Genomic DNA, 15,863 nt, shown 5'->3' with positions numbered 1-15,863 from the left:
AATGGCCCTCCCTCCGATGAACTCCCCGCTGTCCCGCCGGAATCTGCTGCGCACACTCGGTGCGGGCACCCTGCTCGGCGGGCTCGCCGGATGCGGTGTGCGGCCCGCCTATGTGTCGCCCGCCGACCGGGCCGCCACCGATGTCTCCGCCACCGACAAGCGGCTCAACTGGGCCAACTGGCCGCTGTACATCGACACGGACGACGAGAACGCGGCGCGCCGGCCGACCCTGCAGGCGTTCGAGAAGCGCACCGGTATCTCCGTCGACTACGTCGAGGAGATCAACGACAACGACGAGTTCTTCGGCAAGATCAGCCCCGCTCTGATGAACCACCAGCGCACCGGCCGTGACCTGATCGTCATCAGCGACTGGATGTGCGCCCGGTTCGTACGGCTGGGCTGGGTGCAGGAGCTGGACCGCTCGCGTCAGCCGAACGTGACGAAGTACCTCGACCCGCTGCTGCGTTCACCGGCCTTCGACCCCGGACGGAAGTTCACGGTGCCGTGGCAGTCCGGCATCACCGGCATCGCCTACAACCGCCGCCGCCTCGGCCGCGAGATCCGCCAAGTCTCCGACCTGTGGGCGAGCGACCTGAAGGGCCGGGTGACCCTGCTCTCCGGTCTCGACGAGGCCTTCGCGCTGCTGATGCAGGGCAACGGCGTCGACATCACCCGCTGGACGGCGGACGACTTCCACACGGTCTGCGACCAGGTGGAGAAGCAGGTCGGCCGGGGCCAGATCCGCCGCTTCACCGGCAACGACTACATCAAGGACCTCTCCAGCGGTGACGTCCTGGCCTGCCAGGCGTACTCGGGCGATGTCATCCAGCTCCAGGCGGACGACCCCGACATCCGCTTCGTCGTCCCGGAGGAGGGCGCCGAGCTGTGGTCGGAGTCCTTGATGGTCCCCAACCTCGCCCGCCACAAGGCCAACGCCGAGCGGCTGATCGACTACTACTACGAGCCCGAGGTCGCCGCCGAACTGGCCGCCTGGGTCAACTACGTCTGTCCCGTCCCCGCCGCCCGGGACGTCCTCGCCGCCGCCAAGGACGAGGAGACGGCCGCCCTGGCCGAGGACCCGCTGATCTTCCCGGACAAGGCGATGCGCGAACGCCTCGTCATCGCGCGGGACATCACCTCCGAGGAGCGGGTGGAGTTCGCCAAGCGGTGGAACGCGATCGCGGGGTTGTAGGCGGCCGGCCACCAGAGGCGCTACCAGTGCCCCCGCCGGTGCACCGCCGTACGGCCCACCGTCGCCGCCAGTTTGCGCAGCCGGCGCCAGTCCAGGCGGGGGCCGCGCTGGGGCACGCCGGGGCGTTTGCGCGGGACGCGGACGCGCAGGGCGCCCGAGGTGATGCGGATGTGGACCGGGGTGGGCAGGACGAGGGCCTCGCCGTCGATGCCGGCCTCGATCTCCTCACGGTCGGCCTCGATGACCACCTCGGTCGCGGTCAGGATGGACAGGCCGGGCGGCGCGGGGTCGAGGAGCAGGGCGGCGGCCTCGGCCGCGCTGTCCACCCTGATGCCGAGGACGCCGAGCACGGCGGCGTCGAGGCGGTCGCGGCGACCGAGCCCGAACGGGTCGTCCGTGCGGTAGGGGTTGTTGCTGACCAGCACGGCGTGCGGAGCGTCGAGCGTGGTGCCCGCCGCGCGGACGGTCAGCAGCGGGCCCTGCTGGCGGGTGAGCAGGTCGGGCAGCAGCTCCAGGCTGGTGCCGATCTTGTCGTCGCGGTAGCCGGGGCTCTGCACGATGGCCGCGTACGCCCCGAAGGAGGCGTTGTTGACGAACGGCCGCCCGCTCGCGAACCCCAGGTCGACGCGTAGTTCCACACCGTCGACGAGCGCGTCGAGACAGGCGGCGGGGTCCTCGCGGTCGAGGCCGAGGTCCATGGCGAAGTGGTTGCGGGTGCCGGCGCTGATCACCAGGAACGGGATGTCGTAGGCGGCGGCGACGGCCGCGACCAGCGCCTGGGTGCCGTCCCCGCCCGCGACACCCAGCAGATCGGCGCCGTCCGAAACGGCCTTGCGGGCCAGAGCGGTGACGTCCTGGTGCTCCTCGGGGTCGAGGAGGACGACCTCGGCGCCGAGCCGTTCCGCCTTCTCCTTGAGCGCGAAGCGATCCACCTTCCCGCCGCCCGAGCGAGGATTCATGATCAGGACCGCCCGCCGCGGCGGCGCCGCCTTGCGCCCCCGCATCACCCGCACCCGTGGGCTGCCCGTGCCGCGCAGCGCGTACCGGCCGCACCACACGGCCACCGCCCACAGCGCCACGGACACCAGCAGCGCCCAGAACAGGGTGGCCGCGAACAGCGCGACGACGGCGGCCGGTACGACCAGGGCCACGAAGCCCGCCGCCCAGCGCAACGGCCCGCGCAGCGTCAGTGTCCACCACACCGCGACCGCACCGATCCCCAGGCCCGCTACGCCGGCCACCAGCAGCAACAGGCCGCCGACCCCGCCGTAGGCGAGCGGCACGAGCACCGCGAGTCCCGCGGCGGCCAGTGCCGCCCGTGCCGCCCACCGCTGCCCCCGGTAAGCCCGTTCGCTCAGGTCCAGGCCCATGCGTCCTCCCTCGTCGGCGGACATCGTAGGGCGGGCCGGTGCGGGACGCATGGCGGCCGCCGGTCCGGGCTCCCCTGCCCAAACGCGTTTTGAACGTGTTCAACAATGAGCGTACGCTGCCGCCATGAGCGACAGAGCCGCCCTGCTCAAGGGCATCCGCGTCTGGCTGGCCTTCTTCGTCGTCTGCCTGGTGCTCAGCGGCGCCACGGCCTTCCCCCTCGTCCATGAACTGCGCTGGACCGAGGACCTGTTGCGCGCCCTGTCCGTGCCGGACCACCTCCCCGGCCTCATGGACTGGATCGAACGGGTCCGGCGCGGACTCGACGCCGCCGACGCCGACCACCCCTTCCTGCTCTACGGCACGGACTGGCTGGCCTTCGCCCACCTCGTCATCGCCGTCGCCTTCTACGGGCCCTACCGCGACCCCGTCCGCAACATCTGGGTCGTCGAGTTCGGGATGATCGCCTGCGCCGGCATCATCCCGCTGGCCCTGATCTGCGGACCGATCCGCGACATCCCGTTCTGGTGGTCGGTGATCGACATGTCCTTCGGCGTGTTCGGAGTGATCCCGCTGTACGTCGTACGCCGGCGGATCAAGCAGCTGGAGGCGCTCACTACAACGCCTCCGGTCACCGTCGCCGTCAGCGGTTGAACGCCGGGAAGGCGAAGCGCCGGGCGATGGCGAGGCCGTCGCCCTTCGCATCGGTGGAGTTCACGGAGTAGACGACCGTCCGGGACAGGTCACGGGTGGCCGCCACCACGGTGTGATAGCCGGGGCGGGCACCCGTCTTGCCCCAGATCTCCTTGCCGTTCAGTTCGAAGCGCTCCAGCGCCGCACCCATCGTGGCCCCCTCGACGGCGGGGACCGTGAACATCTCCGCCAGCTGCGGCTCGGGCACCACCTGGCCGCGGAACAGCGCGAACAGCAGCCGCTCCAGGTCGGCCGTCGTGGAGATCAGATCGCCGGCCGCGAACCGGTCGGACATGTTCCACTCGGTCACGTCGACCAGTTCGCCGTCGATCCAGTCGTAGCCGCGGTTGTGCGGTCCGTGGATCCGGGGGTCGGGGCCCGCCGGGAACGAGGTGTGCCGCATGCCGAGCGGGCGGAAAATCCGTACGGCCGCCTGATGGGCGTAGGAGTCGCCGGTGACCTTCTCGATCAGCAGGCCCAGCACCGTGTAGTGGATGTTGCCGTACCGCTGATGCGCGCCGGGCGCGTGGTCCGGGTCGGGGCCCTTCGCCACCGACGCGGCCACCACCTCCTCGGGGGTCAGCGTCTCGAAGCGGTGCGGGTAGCCGTCGTCCACGTCCTCGCCGAGGGACGCCCCCGGCTGAAGGCCGCTGGTGAAGTTCAGCAACTGCCGTACGGTGACGGGCGCGAAGTCCCTGGTGAGCAGGCCGGGCAGATAGCGCTGCACGGTCCCGTCGAGCGAGATCCGCCCCTCGGCGGCGAGTTGCAGCACAATGGCCGCGGTCACGATCTTCGTGGTGGAACCGGCGCGGAAGCGGGCGTTCTCCAGCGCCGGCGCCCCGGTCCCCAGGTCCCGCACACCGGCCACCCCGTGCCAGCTCCCCCTGCCGCCCACCCGGATCAGCGCGGCCGTCGCGTCCCTGTCGGGCAGCCCCGCCAGCGCGGCGCACAGGGCCTTCACGTCCGGGCCGTCCGGCGACGCGGCCTCGACCGCCCGAGCGGAGCAGGACGAGGGCGACGCGGGCCCCGCCGACGCCGTCCCGGCCAGCGGCAGTGCGGTGAGCGTCAGGGCGAGCGCGGAGGTGAGCAGGGCGGGCAGCGGACGTACGGGCATCGAGTGCTCCTGAGGTCGGTGGGAGGTCCGTGATCATCGTCGGGCGGTACTGGCCCGGCCGGATCGTCGGTGAGGAGGGGTCCGGACCCTGGGCGATCCCGGAGCAAGTGCCGTATGGAGCAAGGGTGTTGTGGGGGATCGCCCTTACGGGCCCACCGGTGGAGCGGGCCGGAGTGGGGAGCGGCCGCGCCGAAAAGTGTTATCGCCCCCTCGGTCTCCCGTCTCCCTTCGTGTCCCCACCCTCCACACTCGGGAGCCCTGCGATGTCCCGCCCGTACCAGAAGCGGAATGCGATCTCCGAGTGGCGCTCCACCATCGCGGCGGCGCAGGCCGGGGACCGGCGGGCGCTGGACGAGCTGGTCGAGGGCTGGCTGCCGCTGGTCTACAACGTGGTCGGGCGGGCCCTGAACGGCCATGCCGATGTCGACGACGTCGTGCAGGAGACCATGCTGCGCGCCGTCGGCAACCTCGGCTCGCTGCGGGACCCGGACAGCTTCCGCTCCTGGCTCGTCGCCATCGCCATGCGGCAGATCCGGGACCGCGCCCGCCGCGGACAGCCCGCACAACTCGACGAGTCCGCCGCGCACGAGGCCACCGACTTCGCCGAACTGACCGTCCTGCGGCTCCAGTTGGCGGGGCAGCGGCGCGAGGTCGCGGAGGCGGTGCGCTGGCTGGACGAGGAGGACCGCCAACTGCTGTCGCTGTGGTGGCTGGAGGTGGCCGGCGAGCTGACCCGGCGTGAACTGGCCGCCGCGGCCGGGATCAGCCGGCAGCACGCCGCCGTGCGCGTGCAGCGCGTCAAGGAGCGGCTGGAGACCGCGCGCGGCATCGTGCGGGCGCTGGACGGCGCCTGCCCCGGCCTGCGCGAGGTCACCGCCCGCTGGAACGGCCGCCCCGACTCGGTCTGGCGCAAGCGGCTGGCCCGGCACATCAGGGGCTGCGGCTACTGCGGCGACACCCGCGAGGCCGTCGTACCGGCGGAACGCCTCCTCGCCGGCATCGCGCTCGTCCCTGTCCCGGTCGGCTTCACGCTGTCCCTGGCGTTCGGCGGCAAGACGGCGGCCGCGGCGACGGCCGCCTCCGTCGGCTGGTCCGCCAAGGTGATGGCCGCGCTCACACAGCCCGCCGTCGCGGTGACGGCGGGCGCGACGCTCGTCGCGGGCGGCGCCTACGTCGTCACCCAGACCCCCGACGCGCCGCCCCCGAGGGCGGCCGCCCCCACAGCCGCGAGCACCGCCCGGCCACCGGCCCTCACGCCCAAGCCGCCCGTCTCCCCGTCGAGGACGCCCTCACCGTCCCCGACTCGGAAGGCCGAGCTGTACGGCACGGTCGTCGACGCCGTCGACCGGGCCCCGGACCCCGACACCGAACCCGCCGCCCTGCCCCGTCGGCCGGAGTCCGGCATCACCAGCACCGGCGGCGCGCACGCCGTGATGAACCACCGCGGCGACAGCGTCACGCTCACCGGCCGGGGCTATGTCCTCGTCCGCTGGCAGATCTCGCCGCAGTACCGGGCGGGCAGCCTGGTCATGCCGGCCTGGACCGGGCTGAAAGGCAGGCTCTTCCACGTCGCCTCGGGCGGCGGACGCCGTATGGACGACCGCGTCAGCGACACCGACGACTCCGCCACCGGCATGGGCAGTACGGCCACCGGCTACACCGTCCTGCCACCCGGCACCCAGCAGATGTGGCAGAACGAGTGGTTCTACGTCGACGGCAGCGTGACCCTCACGGTGAACGAGCGCGGCGCCGACTACGGACTCAGCGTCTTCCCCTCCGACTGGGACGCGGTGCACGAGGACATCACCCACGGCCCGCCCGAGGGCGCGACCCGCTACGGCCTCGTCCGTGACACCGGCGGGGACGACGCCCCGGTACCGCAGTACGTCACCCGCTCGACTCCCGAGGACGCGGCGACCGTGCCTCAGAAGTCCCGCGTGTAGCGCTCCGCAGCCGCGCCTCCAGGAGGACGTCGAGGCGGTTCGTGGTGATCGAGTCGACGCCGAGGTCCAGCAAGCGGCGGATCGAGCGCCGGGTGTCCGGGGTCCAGACGGACAGCAGATGACCGCCCCGGTGGACGCGCTCGGCAAGGGCATGGTCGACCAGGCCGAAGCGGTAGTTCAGCCAGCGTGGGCGCACCGCGTCCAGCAGGCCGGGACGCGGTGGCGCCAGCGTCGTCCAGGTCAGCGCGATCTCGGCGGCCGGGTCGGCGGCGCGCACGGCGAGCATCGCGGGGGCTCCGGCACAGTAGTACACGCGGTCCTGGGCACCGCACTCGCGCACGACGTCCACGACCCGGCGTGCCGCGCGCACATCGGGCGTGCCCGGCAGGTCGAGCATCACCCGGCTGCCGTCGCACACCGCGAGCGCCTCCGCCAGCGTCGGCACCCCGCCCCGGGTCAGTCCGCGTACCTCGGCCGCGGACAGCGCGAGCAGCGGCCGGTCCTGCTCCCACAGACGTTTCAGCGTCTCGTCGTGCAGCAGTACGGGCACGCCGTCCCTGGTGAGGCGCACGTCGACCTCCACCGCGTCCGCGCCCAGGGCGAGCGCGGCGCGCAGGGAGTCGAGGGTGTTCTCACGGACGCGATAGGGGTCGCCGCGGTGGGCCACGGCGGTCACGTTCAGCATGAGGACATTGTGGTGGGGCGGGGGCCGGTGTGCGGACGTGCGGGGGCGGGGTGGCTCAGGGCGCGAGCCAGTTCGCCGTGTACGTGTCGACCTCCTCGGCGATCCGGGCCTTGCCGGGCTCGTCGAGGAAGGAGGCGGTCACCGCGTTCTTCGCAAGGTCGGCCAGACCGCGCTCGTCCAGGTCGAGGAGGCGGGCGGCGACCGCGTACTCGTTGTTGAGGTCGGTGCCGAACATCGGCGGGTCGTCGGAGTTGATCGTGACGACGATCCCGGCCTTCGCGAACTCCTTTATCGGGTGCTCGTCCAGCGTGCGCACCGCGCGCGTGGCGATGTTGGACGTCGGGCACACCTCCAGCGCGATCCGGTGCTCGGCGAGATGCGCGAGCAGCTTCGGGTCCTGCGCCGAGCTGGTGCCGTGCCCGATGCGCTCGGCGCGCAGGTGGGTCAGCGCGTCCCAGACCGTCTCCGGGCCGGTGGTCTCACCGGCGTGCGGCACCGAGTGCAGTCCGGCGGCGATGGCCCGGTCGAAGTACGGCTTGAACTGCGGCCTCGGTACGCCGATTTCGGGTCCGCCGAGCCCGAAGGAGACCAGGCCCTCCGGGCGCACCCGGTCGTCGGTGGCGAGCCGTGCGGTCTCATCGGCGGACTCCAGACCGGCCTCGCCGGGGATGTCGAAGCACCAGCGCAGGACGGTCCCGAACTCGGCCTCCGCCGCCTTGCGGGCGTCCTCGATCGCCGCCATGAAGGCGCGCTCGTCGATGCCGCGGCGGGTGGAGGAGAACGGCGTGATGGTCAGCTCGGCGTAGCGCACCTGCTGCCGGGCCAGGTCGCGGGCCACCTCGTACGTCAGCAGCCGTACGTCCTCCGGGGTGCGGATCAGGTCCACGACGGACAGGTACACGTCGATGAAGTGGGCGAAGTCCGTGAACGTGAAGTAGTCCGCCAGCGCCTCCGGGTCGGTGGGGACCTTGGAGTCGGGGTGACGGGCCGCGAGTTCCGCGACGATGCGGGGGGAGGCGGAGCCGACGTGGTGGACGTGCAGTTCGGCCTTGGGCAGTCCGGCGATGAAGGCGTGCAGATCGCGCGGGACGCGGGCGTCGACGAGATGGTCGGTCAAGGTTCCTCCCCGGGAACGGCGCCTTCCGCCCGGTTCGTGGCCGGCGGGGCGCGGTGATCGGCTGATCGGTGACTCGGGGATCATCGTAGGCCGGTCACTTCGCGGTGATGCCAGGGCCTTAGCATGACGGGACGTACGACAGAGGGGGTCCCGCGCATGTCCGACGAGGCGCAGACGCCGGGAGTGCCGGGAGTACCGGAGGTACCGGGGGAGGGGTCGAAGACCTCGCTCGACAAGCGGGATGCGGTGGGGTCGGGGGCCGGCGCGTCGGGGGCGGTGCCGCAGGGGGGTCATGGCTCCCTGGATCCATTGGATCCCTTGGATCCGGATCCCTGGGCGCCGCCGGTCCCGGATGCGCCGTCGAGTCCTGGTGAGCCCGCAGGGCCTGGGCACACCCTTGCCTCGAACGACACTCCGGTCTGGGCCGCGCCGTCCGTGCATGATCAGCGGACGGTCACGTCGATGCCGTCCGCCGGTCCGGCGGGCGAGCCGCAGGACGGTGCGCCTGCACCGCCGTGGGCGAATCCATCGCCGGGGGCGCAATCCGTGGGCGGCTCGGGTGGCGCGGGTGGCTCTGCCGGGGCAGTGGGCTCGGGCGGCTCGGTGGGCAATCCGTTCGCGCCGCCCGGTGCCACGCCGGTGAATCCCTTTGTGCCGCCGACGGCATCCGTTCCGTACGCCGCGCATGGTGAGCCTGTGCCTCCGCCGCCGATCGCGCCTGATGGGCCCGGGCAGGTTCCGTACGGCTATCCGGGCGGGGCGGGCGGTTATCCGGCCGCCGGTGCGGGGGGTCCCGGGTATCCCGCGCAGGGTCCCGGGTACTACGGCTGGTCCGGGATGCATCCGTTGCCGAGCAATGGCATGGGTACGGCCGGGCTGGTGCTCGGGATCATCTCCGCCGTGATCTTCTGTCTGTGGCCGGTGGCCATCGTGGTGGGGGTGCTGGCCGTGATCTTCGGGGCGGTCGGGCGAGGTAAGGCGAGGCGGGGTGAGGCGACGAATCCGGGGCAGGCGTTGGCCGGGATCATCTGTGGGGTGGCGGGGGTGGCCCTGGGGGTGGGGGTGCTGGTGTTGGTCGTGGCCACGGGGTCGTGGCGTTGAGGTCGGGTTCTCTCGCCCCCGCCGCCCCTACCCGTCCCCTCCCCGGGGGCTGCCGCCCTCGGACCCCCGCGTCGGCCTGAACGGCCTCGTCCTCAAACGCCGGACGGGCTGAACGAACTCCAGAGGGGGTGGAGAACCAGCTCCAGCCCTACCCCCGCAACCGCTCCCGCGCCTCCATCAGCGCGAACCCCAGCAGGTTCGGCCCCCGCCAGCGCTCCGGGTCGCCGGCCCCGTCGTCCCTCGCTGCCAGGCCGATCCCCCACACCCTGTCCACCGGGCTCGCCTCCACCAGCACCCGGTCCCCGGTGCCCAGCAGGAACGCCCGCAGGTGCGGGTGGGCGGTGAACTTGTGGAGCGAGCCCTCGACGACTATGCGGAAACGCTTCCGTTCCCATGGCGCGTCGTCGAACCCCCGCACCAGCCGGCCGGCCTTCTTCGCCAAAGAGGGGTGGTCAGCGGCCAGTACCTGACGCTCCGCGTCCGCGTCCCCGAACAGCCTCGCCTTCTCCGCCATCATCCAGTGCTCGGCGGTCGCATAGGACACGCCGGACACCGTGAAGGGGGACGGCCACCACTGGCTCAGGCAGCTCGCGCCGACACGGCCGTCGGGCTGCGGTCGGTGTCCCCAGAAGTGGAGATACTTGACTCTCGCCCCCGAGCGGACCTCCTGAATCAGGACATCCCAAGAATCGATCTTCGCCATATGGCCGAGTCTGGCACGCACCACCGACATTCCGTCCTCGGTTTTCCGGAGCCACTCGACACCTGGTCGACAGATTCCGTCGCGTAACCAAAAGGCAACAACGGAATCACTTGTTGGAGTCCTGCTGCTCTGTCAGGATCGGCACTCAAATCGAGCCTGAGCCACGCCGGCCCCTGATGGGGCACGGAGGGAGCGACATGCACAACCCGGGCACCGTCACCCCGGAACGATTCCCGGCCCAGGACCGCTTCGCGGACGGCGCGCAGTTCATCGCGGGCCGGGCGGCGAAGGGGACCTCGGGGCGTACGCACGCCGTCGTCGACCCTGCCACCGGCGAGGAGGTGTACACGTACGACCTGGCCGGTGCGGATGACGTCGACGCGGCGGTCGCCGCCGCCCGCGCCGCCTTCCCCGGCTGGGCCGGCGCCACCCCCGGCGAGCGTTCCGACGCGCTGCACCGTTTCGCCGCCGTGCTCGCCGAACGCGCCGAGGAATTCGCCCGTGCGGAGTCCCTGCAGTGCGGGAAGCCGCTGAAGCTGACGCGTGAGTTCGACGTCCCGGGGACGATCGACAACACCGCTTTCTTCGCCGGTGCCGCCCGTCATCTCCAGGGGCAGTCCGCGGGGGAGTACTCCGGGGACCACACGTCGTACGTACGCCGTGAGCCGATCGGTGTCGTCGGGTCCATCGCGCCCTGGAACTACCCCCTCCAGATGGCCGCCTGGAAGGTCCTGCCGGCGATCGCCGCGGGCAACACCATCGTGCTCAAGCCCGCCGAGCTCACCCCGCTCACCTCGCTCCTCTTCGCCCAGGCAGCCACCGACGCCGGGATCCCGGACGGGGTCGTCAACATCATCACCGGGACGGGCAAGGAGGCCGGTGAGCATCTCGTCGGGCATCCCGACGTCGCCATGACCTCCTTCACGGGCTCCACCGCCGTCGGCAGGCGCGTCGCCGAGATCGCCACCGCCACCGTCAAGCGCATCCATCTCGAACTCGGCGGCAAGGCTCCGTTCGTCGTCTTCGACGACGCCGACCTCGAAGCCGCCGCCCACGGTGCCGTCGCGGGCTCGCTCATCAACACCGGGCAGGACTGCACGGCCGCCACGCGCGCGTATGTGCAGCGGCCGCTGTACGAGGCGTTCGTCGAGCGCACCGCCGCGCTGATGGAGAGCGTCCGGCTCGGCGACCCGTTCGCCGCGGGCACCGACCTCGGGCCGCTCATCTCCCACGTCCAGCGCGACCGGGTCGCCGGCTTCGTCGAGCGTGCGCGTGGCTACGCGCGCGTGGTCACCGGTGGCGCCGCACCGAAGGGAGAGCTGGAGAACGGCGCGTACTATCTGCCCACGCTCGTCGCCGACGCCGCCCAGGACAGCGAGATCGTCCAGTCCGAGATCTTCGGTCCGGTCCTGGTCGTTCTCCCGTTCGACAGCGACGATGAGGGGATCCGGCTCGCCAACGACACCCCGTACGGGCTGGCCGCCTCCGCGTGGAGCCGGGACGTCTACCGGGCGAACCGTGCCACGCGCGAGATCAAGGCGGGGTGCGTGTGGGTCAACGACCACATCCCGATCATCAGCGAGATGCCGCACGGCGGCTACAAGGCGTCCGGCTTCGGCAAGGACATGTCCGCGTACTCCTTCGAGGAGTACACCCAGATCAAGCACGTCATGTTCGACAACACCGCGGTCGCCGCGAAGGACTGGCACCGCACCGTCTTCGGGGACCGCTAGACCGGACAGGCACCAGATCAGCAGGCACGGCCGGGCGTCCGACCCGCGCCCGGCCGTCCCCCTCCCGAAAGGGCACCAAGCGCATGGAGCAGTACGAGCCCGACCGCCTTTCCCCGGCCCAAGTGGCCGCCATGCGGCGCAGCCTGCGCAACGGCCGGGCCGCCATGACCCGCCGTAGCCTGCTGCGCGCCTCCGCGGGCGGCGCGCTCGCGGTGGGCGGACTGGGCACGCTCAGTGCCTGCGGGATCCCCGCGGCCGGCAAGACCGAGGGCGGCACCTCCTCCGAGGACCACTCGGCCGAGGAGAAGCAGGTCAACTTCTCCAACTGGACCGAGTACATCGACGTGGACGACAGCGGCAAGCGGCATCCGACGCTGGAGGAGTTCGCGAAGCGGACCGGCATCAAGGTCAAGTACACCGAGGACATCAACGACAACAACGAGTTCTTCGGGAAGGTCAAGCCGCAGCTGGCCGCCGGCCAGGACACCGGCCGCGACATCATCGTCCTCACCGACTGGCTCGCCGCCCGCCTGATACGCCTCGGGTGGGTCCAGAAACTGGATCCGTCCAACCTGCCGCACGCCTTCGCCAACCTCTCGCAGCAGTTCCGCGACCCCGACTGGGACCCGGGACGGGCGTACTCGTATCCCTGGCAGGGCATTTCGACCGTCATCGCCTACAACAAGAAGGCGCTCGACGGCGTCGAGGTGAAGACTCTCTCCGACCTGCTCGACAACCCCAAGCTCAAGGGCCGGGTCGGGCTGCTCACCGAGATGCGCGACACCATCGGGATGACGTTGCTCGACATGGACAAGGACCCCGCGAAGTTCAGCGACGACGACTACGACGCCGCCGTCGCCCGGCTTCAGAAGGCCGTCGACAACAAGCAGATCCGCCGGTTCACCGGCAACGACTACACCTCCGACCTCAGCAGCGGCGACTTCGCTGCCTGTCTGGCCTGGGCCGGTGACGTCGTACAGCTGAAGGCCGACAGCCCGGACATCGACTTCCTGATCCCGGACAGCGGCTACATGACGTCGAGCGACAACATGCTCGTCCCCAACAAGGCCCGTCACAAGACGAACGCCGAGCGGCTCATCGACTTCTACTACGAGCCGAAAGCCGCCGCGGAGCTCGCCGCCTACATCAACTTCGTCTGTCCGGTGGAGGGCGTGAAGGAAGAGCTCGCGAAGATCGACGAGGACGCGGCGAACAACCCGCTGATCCTCCCCGACAAGGCCATGCAGGCCGCCTCCCGCGCCTTCCGCTCACTGAGCTCGAAGGAAGAGACGGCCTACGAAGAGAAGTTCGCGAAGCTCACAGGGGCGTGACCACACCATGACCAACGACACCAGCGGCGACGTCCGCCTCTCCGGCATCAGCAAGACCTACGGCTCCTTCACCGCCGTGCACCCGCTCGACCTGACCGTGCCCCAGGGCTCCTTCTTCGCCCTGCTCGGCGCCTCCGGCTGCGGCAAGACCACCACCCTGCGCATGATCGCCGGTCTGGAGGAGCCCAGCGGCGGCACCGTCCATCTCGGCGAACAGGACGTGACCGCGCTCCCGCCGTACAAGCGGCCCGTGAACACGGTCTTCCAGTCCTACGCGCTCTTCCCGCACCTCGACATCTTCGAGAACGTCGCCTTCGGCCTGCGCCGGCGCGGCATCAAGTCGGTGAAGAAGCAGGTCGAGGAGATGCTGGACCTGGTGCAGCTCGGGGAACAGGCCCGCAAGAAGCCGCACCAGCTGTCCGGTGGCCAGCAGCAGCGCGTGGCCGTCGCCCGCGCGCTCATCAACCACCCCAAGGTGCTCCTCCTCGACGAGCCCCTCGGCGCCCTCGATCTGAAGCTGCGCCGCCAGATGCAGCTGGAGCTCAAGCGCATCCAGACCGAGGTCGGCATCACCTTCGTCCATGTCACGCACGACCAGGAGGAGGCCATGACGATGGCCGACACGGTCGCCGTGATGAACGCGGGCCGCGTCGAGCAGCTCGGCTCCCCGACCGACCTCTACGAGAACCCGCGCACCACCTTCGTCGCCAACTTCCTCGGCACCTCCAATTTCATCGAGGCCGAGGTCGACACCAAGAACGGCGACGACATCGTGCTGAAGGCGGGCGGCGGCAAGCTGGTCCTGCCCGCGGCGCGGTGCAGCGCACCGACGACGACCGGCGGCAAGGTCCTGGTCGGCGTGCGCCCCGAGAAGATCTCCCTCATCCCCGCAGAGGACGCGGGCGAGATACCCGAGGGCCGCAACCGCATATCCGGCAAGATCGCGGACTCCTCGTTCATCGGCGTCTCCACGCAGTACGTCGTCGACAGCCCCGTCTGTCCCGAGTTCGAGGTCTACGCCCAGAACATCGACCGCGACACCCGGCTCGTGCCCGGCGCCGACGTCGTCCTGCACTGGAACCCGGCGCACACCTTCGGCCTCGACGCCGCCCAGGACATCGACGCCGGCATCCAGGACGAGGCGGCGGTCTGATGGCGACAGTCACCGAGGCGCCACCCCTGGCGCCGACTCCGGAAGAGCCCAGGCCGCCGCGCAAAAGGGGCCGCTGGACGCCGTACTGGCTGCTGCTCCCCGGCATCCTCTGGCTGCTGATCTTCTTCGCGCTGCCGATGATCTACCAGGCCTCCACGTCCGTGCAGACGGGCTCCCTGGAGGAGGGCTACAAGGTCACCTGGCACTTCGCGACCTACTGGGACGCCCTGTCCGAGTACTACCCGCAGTTCCTGCGCTCGGTGCTCTACGCCGGCTCGGCGACCATCCTGTGTCTGCTCCTCGGCTACCCGCTGGCGTACCTCATCGCCTTCCGCGCGGGCCGCTGGCGGAACCTGATCATGATCCTGGTGATCGCGCCGTTCTTCACCAGCTTCCTGATCCGGACCCTCGCCTGGAAGACGATCCTCGCGGACGGCGGCCCGGTCGTCGGAGCCCTGAACACGCTGCACGTCCTGGACGTCACGACCTGGCTCGGCATGACCGAGGGCGACCGTGTGCTGGCCACGCCGCTGGCGGTGGTCTGCGGTCTGACGTACAACTTCCTGCCGTTCATGGTCCTGCCGCTCTACACCTCGCTGGAGCGCATCGACCCACGTCTGCACGAGGCGGCGAACGACCTGTACGCCAAGCCCGTCACCACCTTCCGCAAGGTCACCTTCCCGCTGTCGATGCCGGGCGTCGTCTCCGGCACCCTGCTGACCTTCATCCCGGCGGCCGGTGACTACGTCAACGCGGACCTGCTGGGTTCCACCGACACCCGCATGGTCGGCAACGTCATCCAGACGCAGTTCCTGCGGATCCTGGACTATCCGACGGCCGCGGCCCTCTCCTTCATCCTCATGGCCGCCATCCTCGTCATGGTGACGTTCTACATCCGCAGGTCCGGCACGGAGGATCTGGTTTAAATGACCGTCGTCAACTGGCTCAAGCGCAATCTCGTCGTCATCGCGGGACTGCTGACGCTTGCTTATCTTCTGCTGCCCAACGTCGTCGTGACGATCTTCTCCTTCAACAAACCGAAGGGGCGTTTCAACTACGAATGGCAGGAGTTCTCCACGGCCGCCTGGAAGGACCCGTGCGGGGTCTCCGACATGTGCGGTTCGCTGTCGGTCAGCCTTCAGATCGCGTTCTGGGCGACGATCGGCGCCACCCTGCTGGGCACCCTGATCGCCTTCGCGCTGGTCCGCTACCGCTTCCGCGCCCGCGGCGCCGTGAACTCGCTGATCTTCCTGCCGATGGCGATGCCCGAGGTCGTCATGGCCGCCTCGCTGCTCACCCTGTTCCTCAACCTGGGTGCTCAGCTCGGCTTCTGGACGATCCTCATCGCGCACATCATGTTCTGCCTGAGCTTCGTCGTCACCGCCGTCAAGGCACGCGTGATGTCGATGGACCCGAGACTGGAGCAGGCCGCGCAGGACCTGTACGCCGGCCCGGTCCAGACGTTCGTCAGGGTCACCCTGCCGATCGCCGCCCCCGGTATCGCGGCGGGCGCGCTGCTCGCCTTCGCGCTCTCCTTCGACGATTTCATCATCACCAATTTCAACGCGGGCTCCACCGTCACCTTCCCGATGTTCGTCTGGGGCTCGGCCCAGCGCGGAACGCCCGTTCAGATCAATGTCATCGGTACGGCCATGTTCATCATCGCCGTACTGTTCGTCCTGGTCTCCATGGCCATCAGTAATCGCCGTACCAAGCAAAAGGCATAAACC

14 protein-coding genes are annotated in these 15,863 nt (G+C 70.4%); 9 read left to right on the top strand and 5 right to left on the bottom strand.

Features of this window, described 5'->3' with window-relative positions:
* The first annotated feature begins 1 nt into the window (after position 1).
* Complete coding sequence (locus tag ACFPQ9_RS20065) at positions 2–1,192, top strand: polyamine ABC transporter substrate-binding protein (protein WP_380854694.1); 1,191 nt, start codon at positions 2–4, stop codon at positions 1,190–1,192.
* A 20-nt stretch (positions 1,193–1,212) separates the two neighbouring features.
* Here the strand turns inward: ACFPQ9_RS20065 and ACFPQ9_RS20060 are convergent, their stop codons facing one another.
* A complete protein-coding gene (locus ACFPQ9_RS20060) occupies positions 1,213–2,562 on the bottom strand; it encodes a diacylglycerol/lipid kinase family protein (RefSeq protein ID WP_380854692.1) in 1,350 nt (449 codons plus the stop codon).
* A 124-nt stretch (positions 2,563–2,686) separates the two neighbouring features.
* Here ACFPQ9_RS20060 and ACFPQ9_RS20055 point away from each other — a divergent pair, with 124 nt between their 5' ends.
* Positions 2,687–3,214, top strand: a complete 528-nt coding sequence (locus ACFPQ9_RS20055; protein ID WP_380854690.1) for a hypothetical protein — start codon at positions 2,687–2,689, stop codon at positions 3,212–3,214.
* On the opposite strand, the gene ACFPQ9_RS20050 is transcribed toward ACFPQ9_RS20055, so the two are convergent.
* Positions 3,204–4,367 (bottom strand): serine hydrolase domain-containing protein, encoded by a 1,164-nt coding sequence (locus tag ACFPQ9_RS20050; RefSeq protein ID WP_380854688.1) that lies wholly within the window; start codon positions 4,365–4,367, stop codon positions 3,204–3,206. The two genes, ACFPQ9_RS20055 and ACFPQ9_RS20050, sit on opposite strands and share 11 nt — an antisense overlap.
* 263 nt (positions 4,368–4,630) lie before the next feature.
* Here ACFPQ9_RS20050 and ACFPQ9_RS20045 point away from each other — a divergent pair, with 263 nt between their 5' ends.
* Positions 4,631–6,310, top strand: a complete 1,680-nt coding sequence (locus tag ACFPQ9_RS20045; RefSeq protein WP_380854686.1) for a sigma-70 family RNA polymerase sigma factor — start codon at positions 4,631–4,633, stop codon at positions 6,308–6,310.
* Here ACFPQ9_RS20045 and ACFPQ9_RS20040 read toward each other — a convergent pair.
* A complete protein-coding gene (locus tag ACFPQ9_RS20040; RefSeq protein ID WP_380854685.1) occupies positions 6,255–6,995 on the bottom strand; it encodes a glycerophosphodiester phosphodiesterase in 741 nt (246 codons plus the stop codon). The two genes, ACFPQ9_RS20045 and ACFPQ9_RS20040, sit on opposite strands and share 56 nt — an antisense overlap.
* A gap of 55 nt (positions 6,996–7,050) precedes the next feature.
* Positions 7,051–8,112 carry an adenosine deaminase gene (locus ACFPQ9_RS20035; protein ID WP_380854683.1) on the bottom strand — a complete coding sequence of 354 codons (1,062 nt, stop codon included), beginning with the start codon at positions 8,110–8,112 and terminating at the stop codon, positions 7,051–7,053.
* A 696-nt stretch (positions 8,113–8,808) separates the two neighbouring features.
* Here ACFPQ9_RS20035 and ACFPQ9_RS20030 point away from each other — a divergent pair.
* A complete protein-coding gene (locus tag ACFPQ9_RS20030) occupies positions 8,809–9,213 on the top strand; it encodes a DUF4190 domain-containing protein (RefSeq protein WP_380854681.1) in 405 nt (134 codons plus the stop codon).
* A gap of 148 nt (positions 9,214–9,361) precedes the next feature.
* Here the strand turns inward: ACFPQ9_RS20030 and ACFPQ9_RS20025 are convergent, their stop codons facing one another.
* The gene (locus tag ACFPQ9_RS20025; RefSeq protein ID WP_380854679.1) at positions 9,362–9,946 is read right to left on the bottom strand and encodes an NADAR family protein; all 585 of its coding nucleotides are present in this window, start codon (positions 9,944–9,946) and stop codon (positions 9,362–9,364) included.
* Between the two features lie 167 nt (positions 9,947–10,113).
* Between ACFPQ9_RS20025 and ACFPQ9_RS20020 the strand changes: the two genes are divergently transcribed.
* The 5 genes from ACFPQ9_RS20020 to ACFPQ9_RS20000 all read left to right on the top strand — a co-directional run bounded on the left by ACFPQ9_RS20020 (position 10,114) and on the right by ACFPQ9_RS20000 (position 15,860).
* Positions 10,114–11,649, top strand: coding sequence for a gamma-aminobutyraldehyde dehydrogenase (locus ACFPQ9_RS20020; protein WP_380854677.1), 1,536 nt, complete (start codon positions 10,114–10,116; stop codon positions 11,647–11,649).
* An 83-nt stretch (positions 11,650–11,732) separates the two neighbouring features.
* A complete protein-coding gene (locus ACFPQ9_RS20015; protein WP_380854675.1) occupies positions 11,733–12,980 on the top strand; it encodes a polyamine ABC transporter substrate-binding protein in 1,248 nt (415 codons plus the stop codon).
* Positions 12,981–12,987: 7 nt separating this feature from the next.
* Positions 12,988–14,133 (top strand): ABC transporter ATP-binding protein, encoded by a 1,146-nt coding sequence (locus ACFPQ9_RS20010; protein WP_380854673.1) that lies wholly within the window; start codon positions 12,988–12,990, stop codon positions 14,131–14,133.
* The gene (locus ACFPQ9_RS20005) at positions 14,133–15,059 is read left to right on the top strand and encodes an ABC transporter permease (protein WP_380854671.1); all 927 of its coding nucleotides are present in this window, start codon (positions 14,133–14,135) and stop codon (positions 15,057–15,059) included. Before ACFPQ9_RS20010 ends, ACFPQ9_RS20005 begins: the two co-directional genes overlap by 1 nt.
* A complete protein-coding gene (locus tag ACFPQ9_RS20000; RefSeq protein ID WP_380854669.1) occupies positions 15,060–15,860 on the top strand; it encodes an ABC transporter permease in 801 nt (266 codons plus the stop codon).
* Positions 15,861–15,863: the final 3 nt, after the last annotated feature.

Source organism: Streptomyces coerulescens (genome assembly GCF_042657965.1).
Taxonomy (GTDB): domain Bacteria; phylum Actinomycetota; class Actinomycetes; order Streptomycetales; family Streptomycetaceae; genus Streptomyces; species Streptomyces coerulescens.
The sequence above is the reverse complement of the archived record's forward strand: the minus strand, read 5'-3'. Positions and strand labels throughout refer to the sequence as shown.

Coding starts and splice junctions, on each gene's coding strand:
- ACFPQ9_RS20065 (WP_380854694.1), top strand. CDS start 2: ATGGCCCTCCCTCCGATGAACTCCCCGCTGTCCCGCCGGAATCTGCTG.
- ACFPQ9_RS20060 (WP_380854692.1), bottom strand. CDS start 2,562: ATGGGCCTGGACCTGAGCGAACGGGCTTACCGGGGGCAGCGGTGGGCG.
- ACFPQ9_RS20055 (WP_380854690.1), top strand. CDS start 2,687: ATGAGCGACAGAGCCGCCCTGCTCAAGGGCATCCGCGTCTGGCTGGCC.
- ACFPQ9_RS20050 (WP_380854688.1), bottom strand. CDS start 4,367: ATGCCCGTACGTCCGCTGCCCGCCCTGCTCACCTCCGCGCTCGCCCTG.
- ACFPQ9_RS20045 (WP_380854686.1), top strand. CDS start 4,631: ATGTCCCGCCCGTACCAGAAGCGGAATGCGATCTCCGAGTGGCGCTCC.
- ACFPQ9_RS20040 (WP_380854685.1), bottom strand. CDS start 6,995: ATGCTGAACGTGACCGCCGTGGCCCACCGCGGCGACCCCTATCGCGTC.
- ACFPQ9_RS20025 (WP_380854679.1), bottom strand. CDS start 9,946: ATGTCGGTGGTGCGTGCCAGACTCGGCCATATGGCGAAGATCGATTCT.
- ACFPQ9_RS20020 (WP_380854677.1), top strand. CDS start 10,114: ATGCACAACCCGGGCACCGTCACCCCGGAACGATTCCCGGCCCAGGAC.
- ACFPQ9_RS20015 (WP_380854675.1), top strand. CDS start 11,733: ATGGAGCAGTACGAGCCCGACCGCCTTTCCCCGGCCCAAGTGGCCGCC.
- ACFPQ9_RS20010 (WP_380854673.1), top strand. CDS start 12,988: ATGACCAACGACACCAGCGGCGACGTCCGCCTCTCCGGCATCAGCAAG.
- ACFPQ9_RS20005 (WP_380854671.1), top strand. CDS start 14,133: ATGGCGACAGTCACCGAGGCGCCACCCCTGGCGCCGACTCCGGAAGAG.
- ACFPQ9_RS20000 (WP_380854669.1), top strand. CDS start 15,060: ATGACCGTCGTCAACTGGCTCAAGCGCAATCTCGTCGTCATCGCGGGA.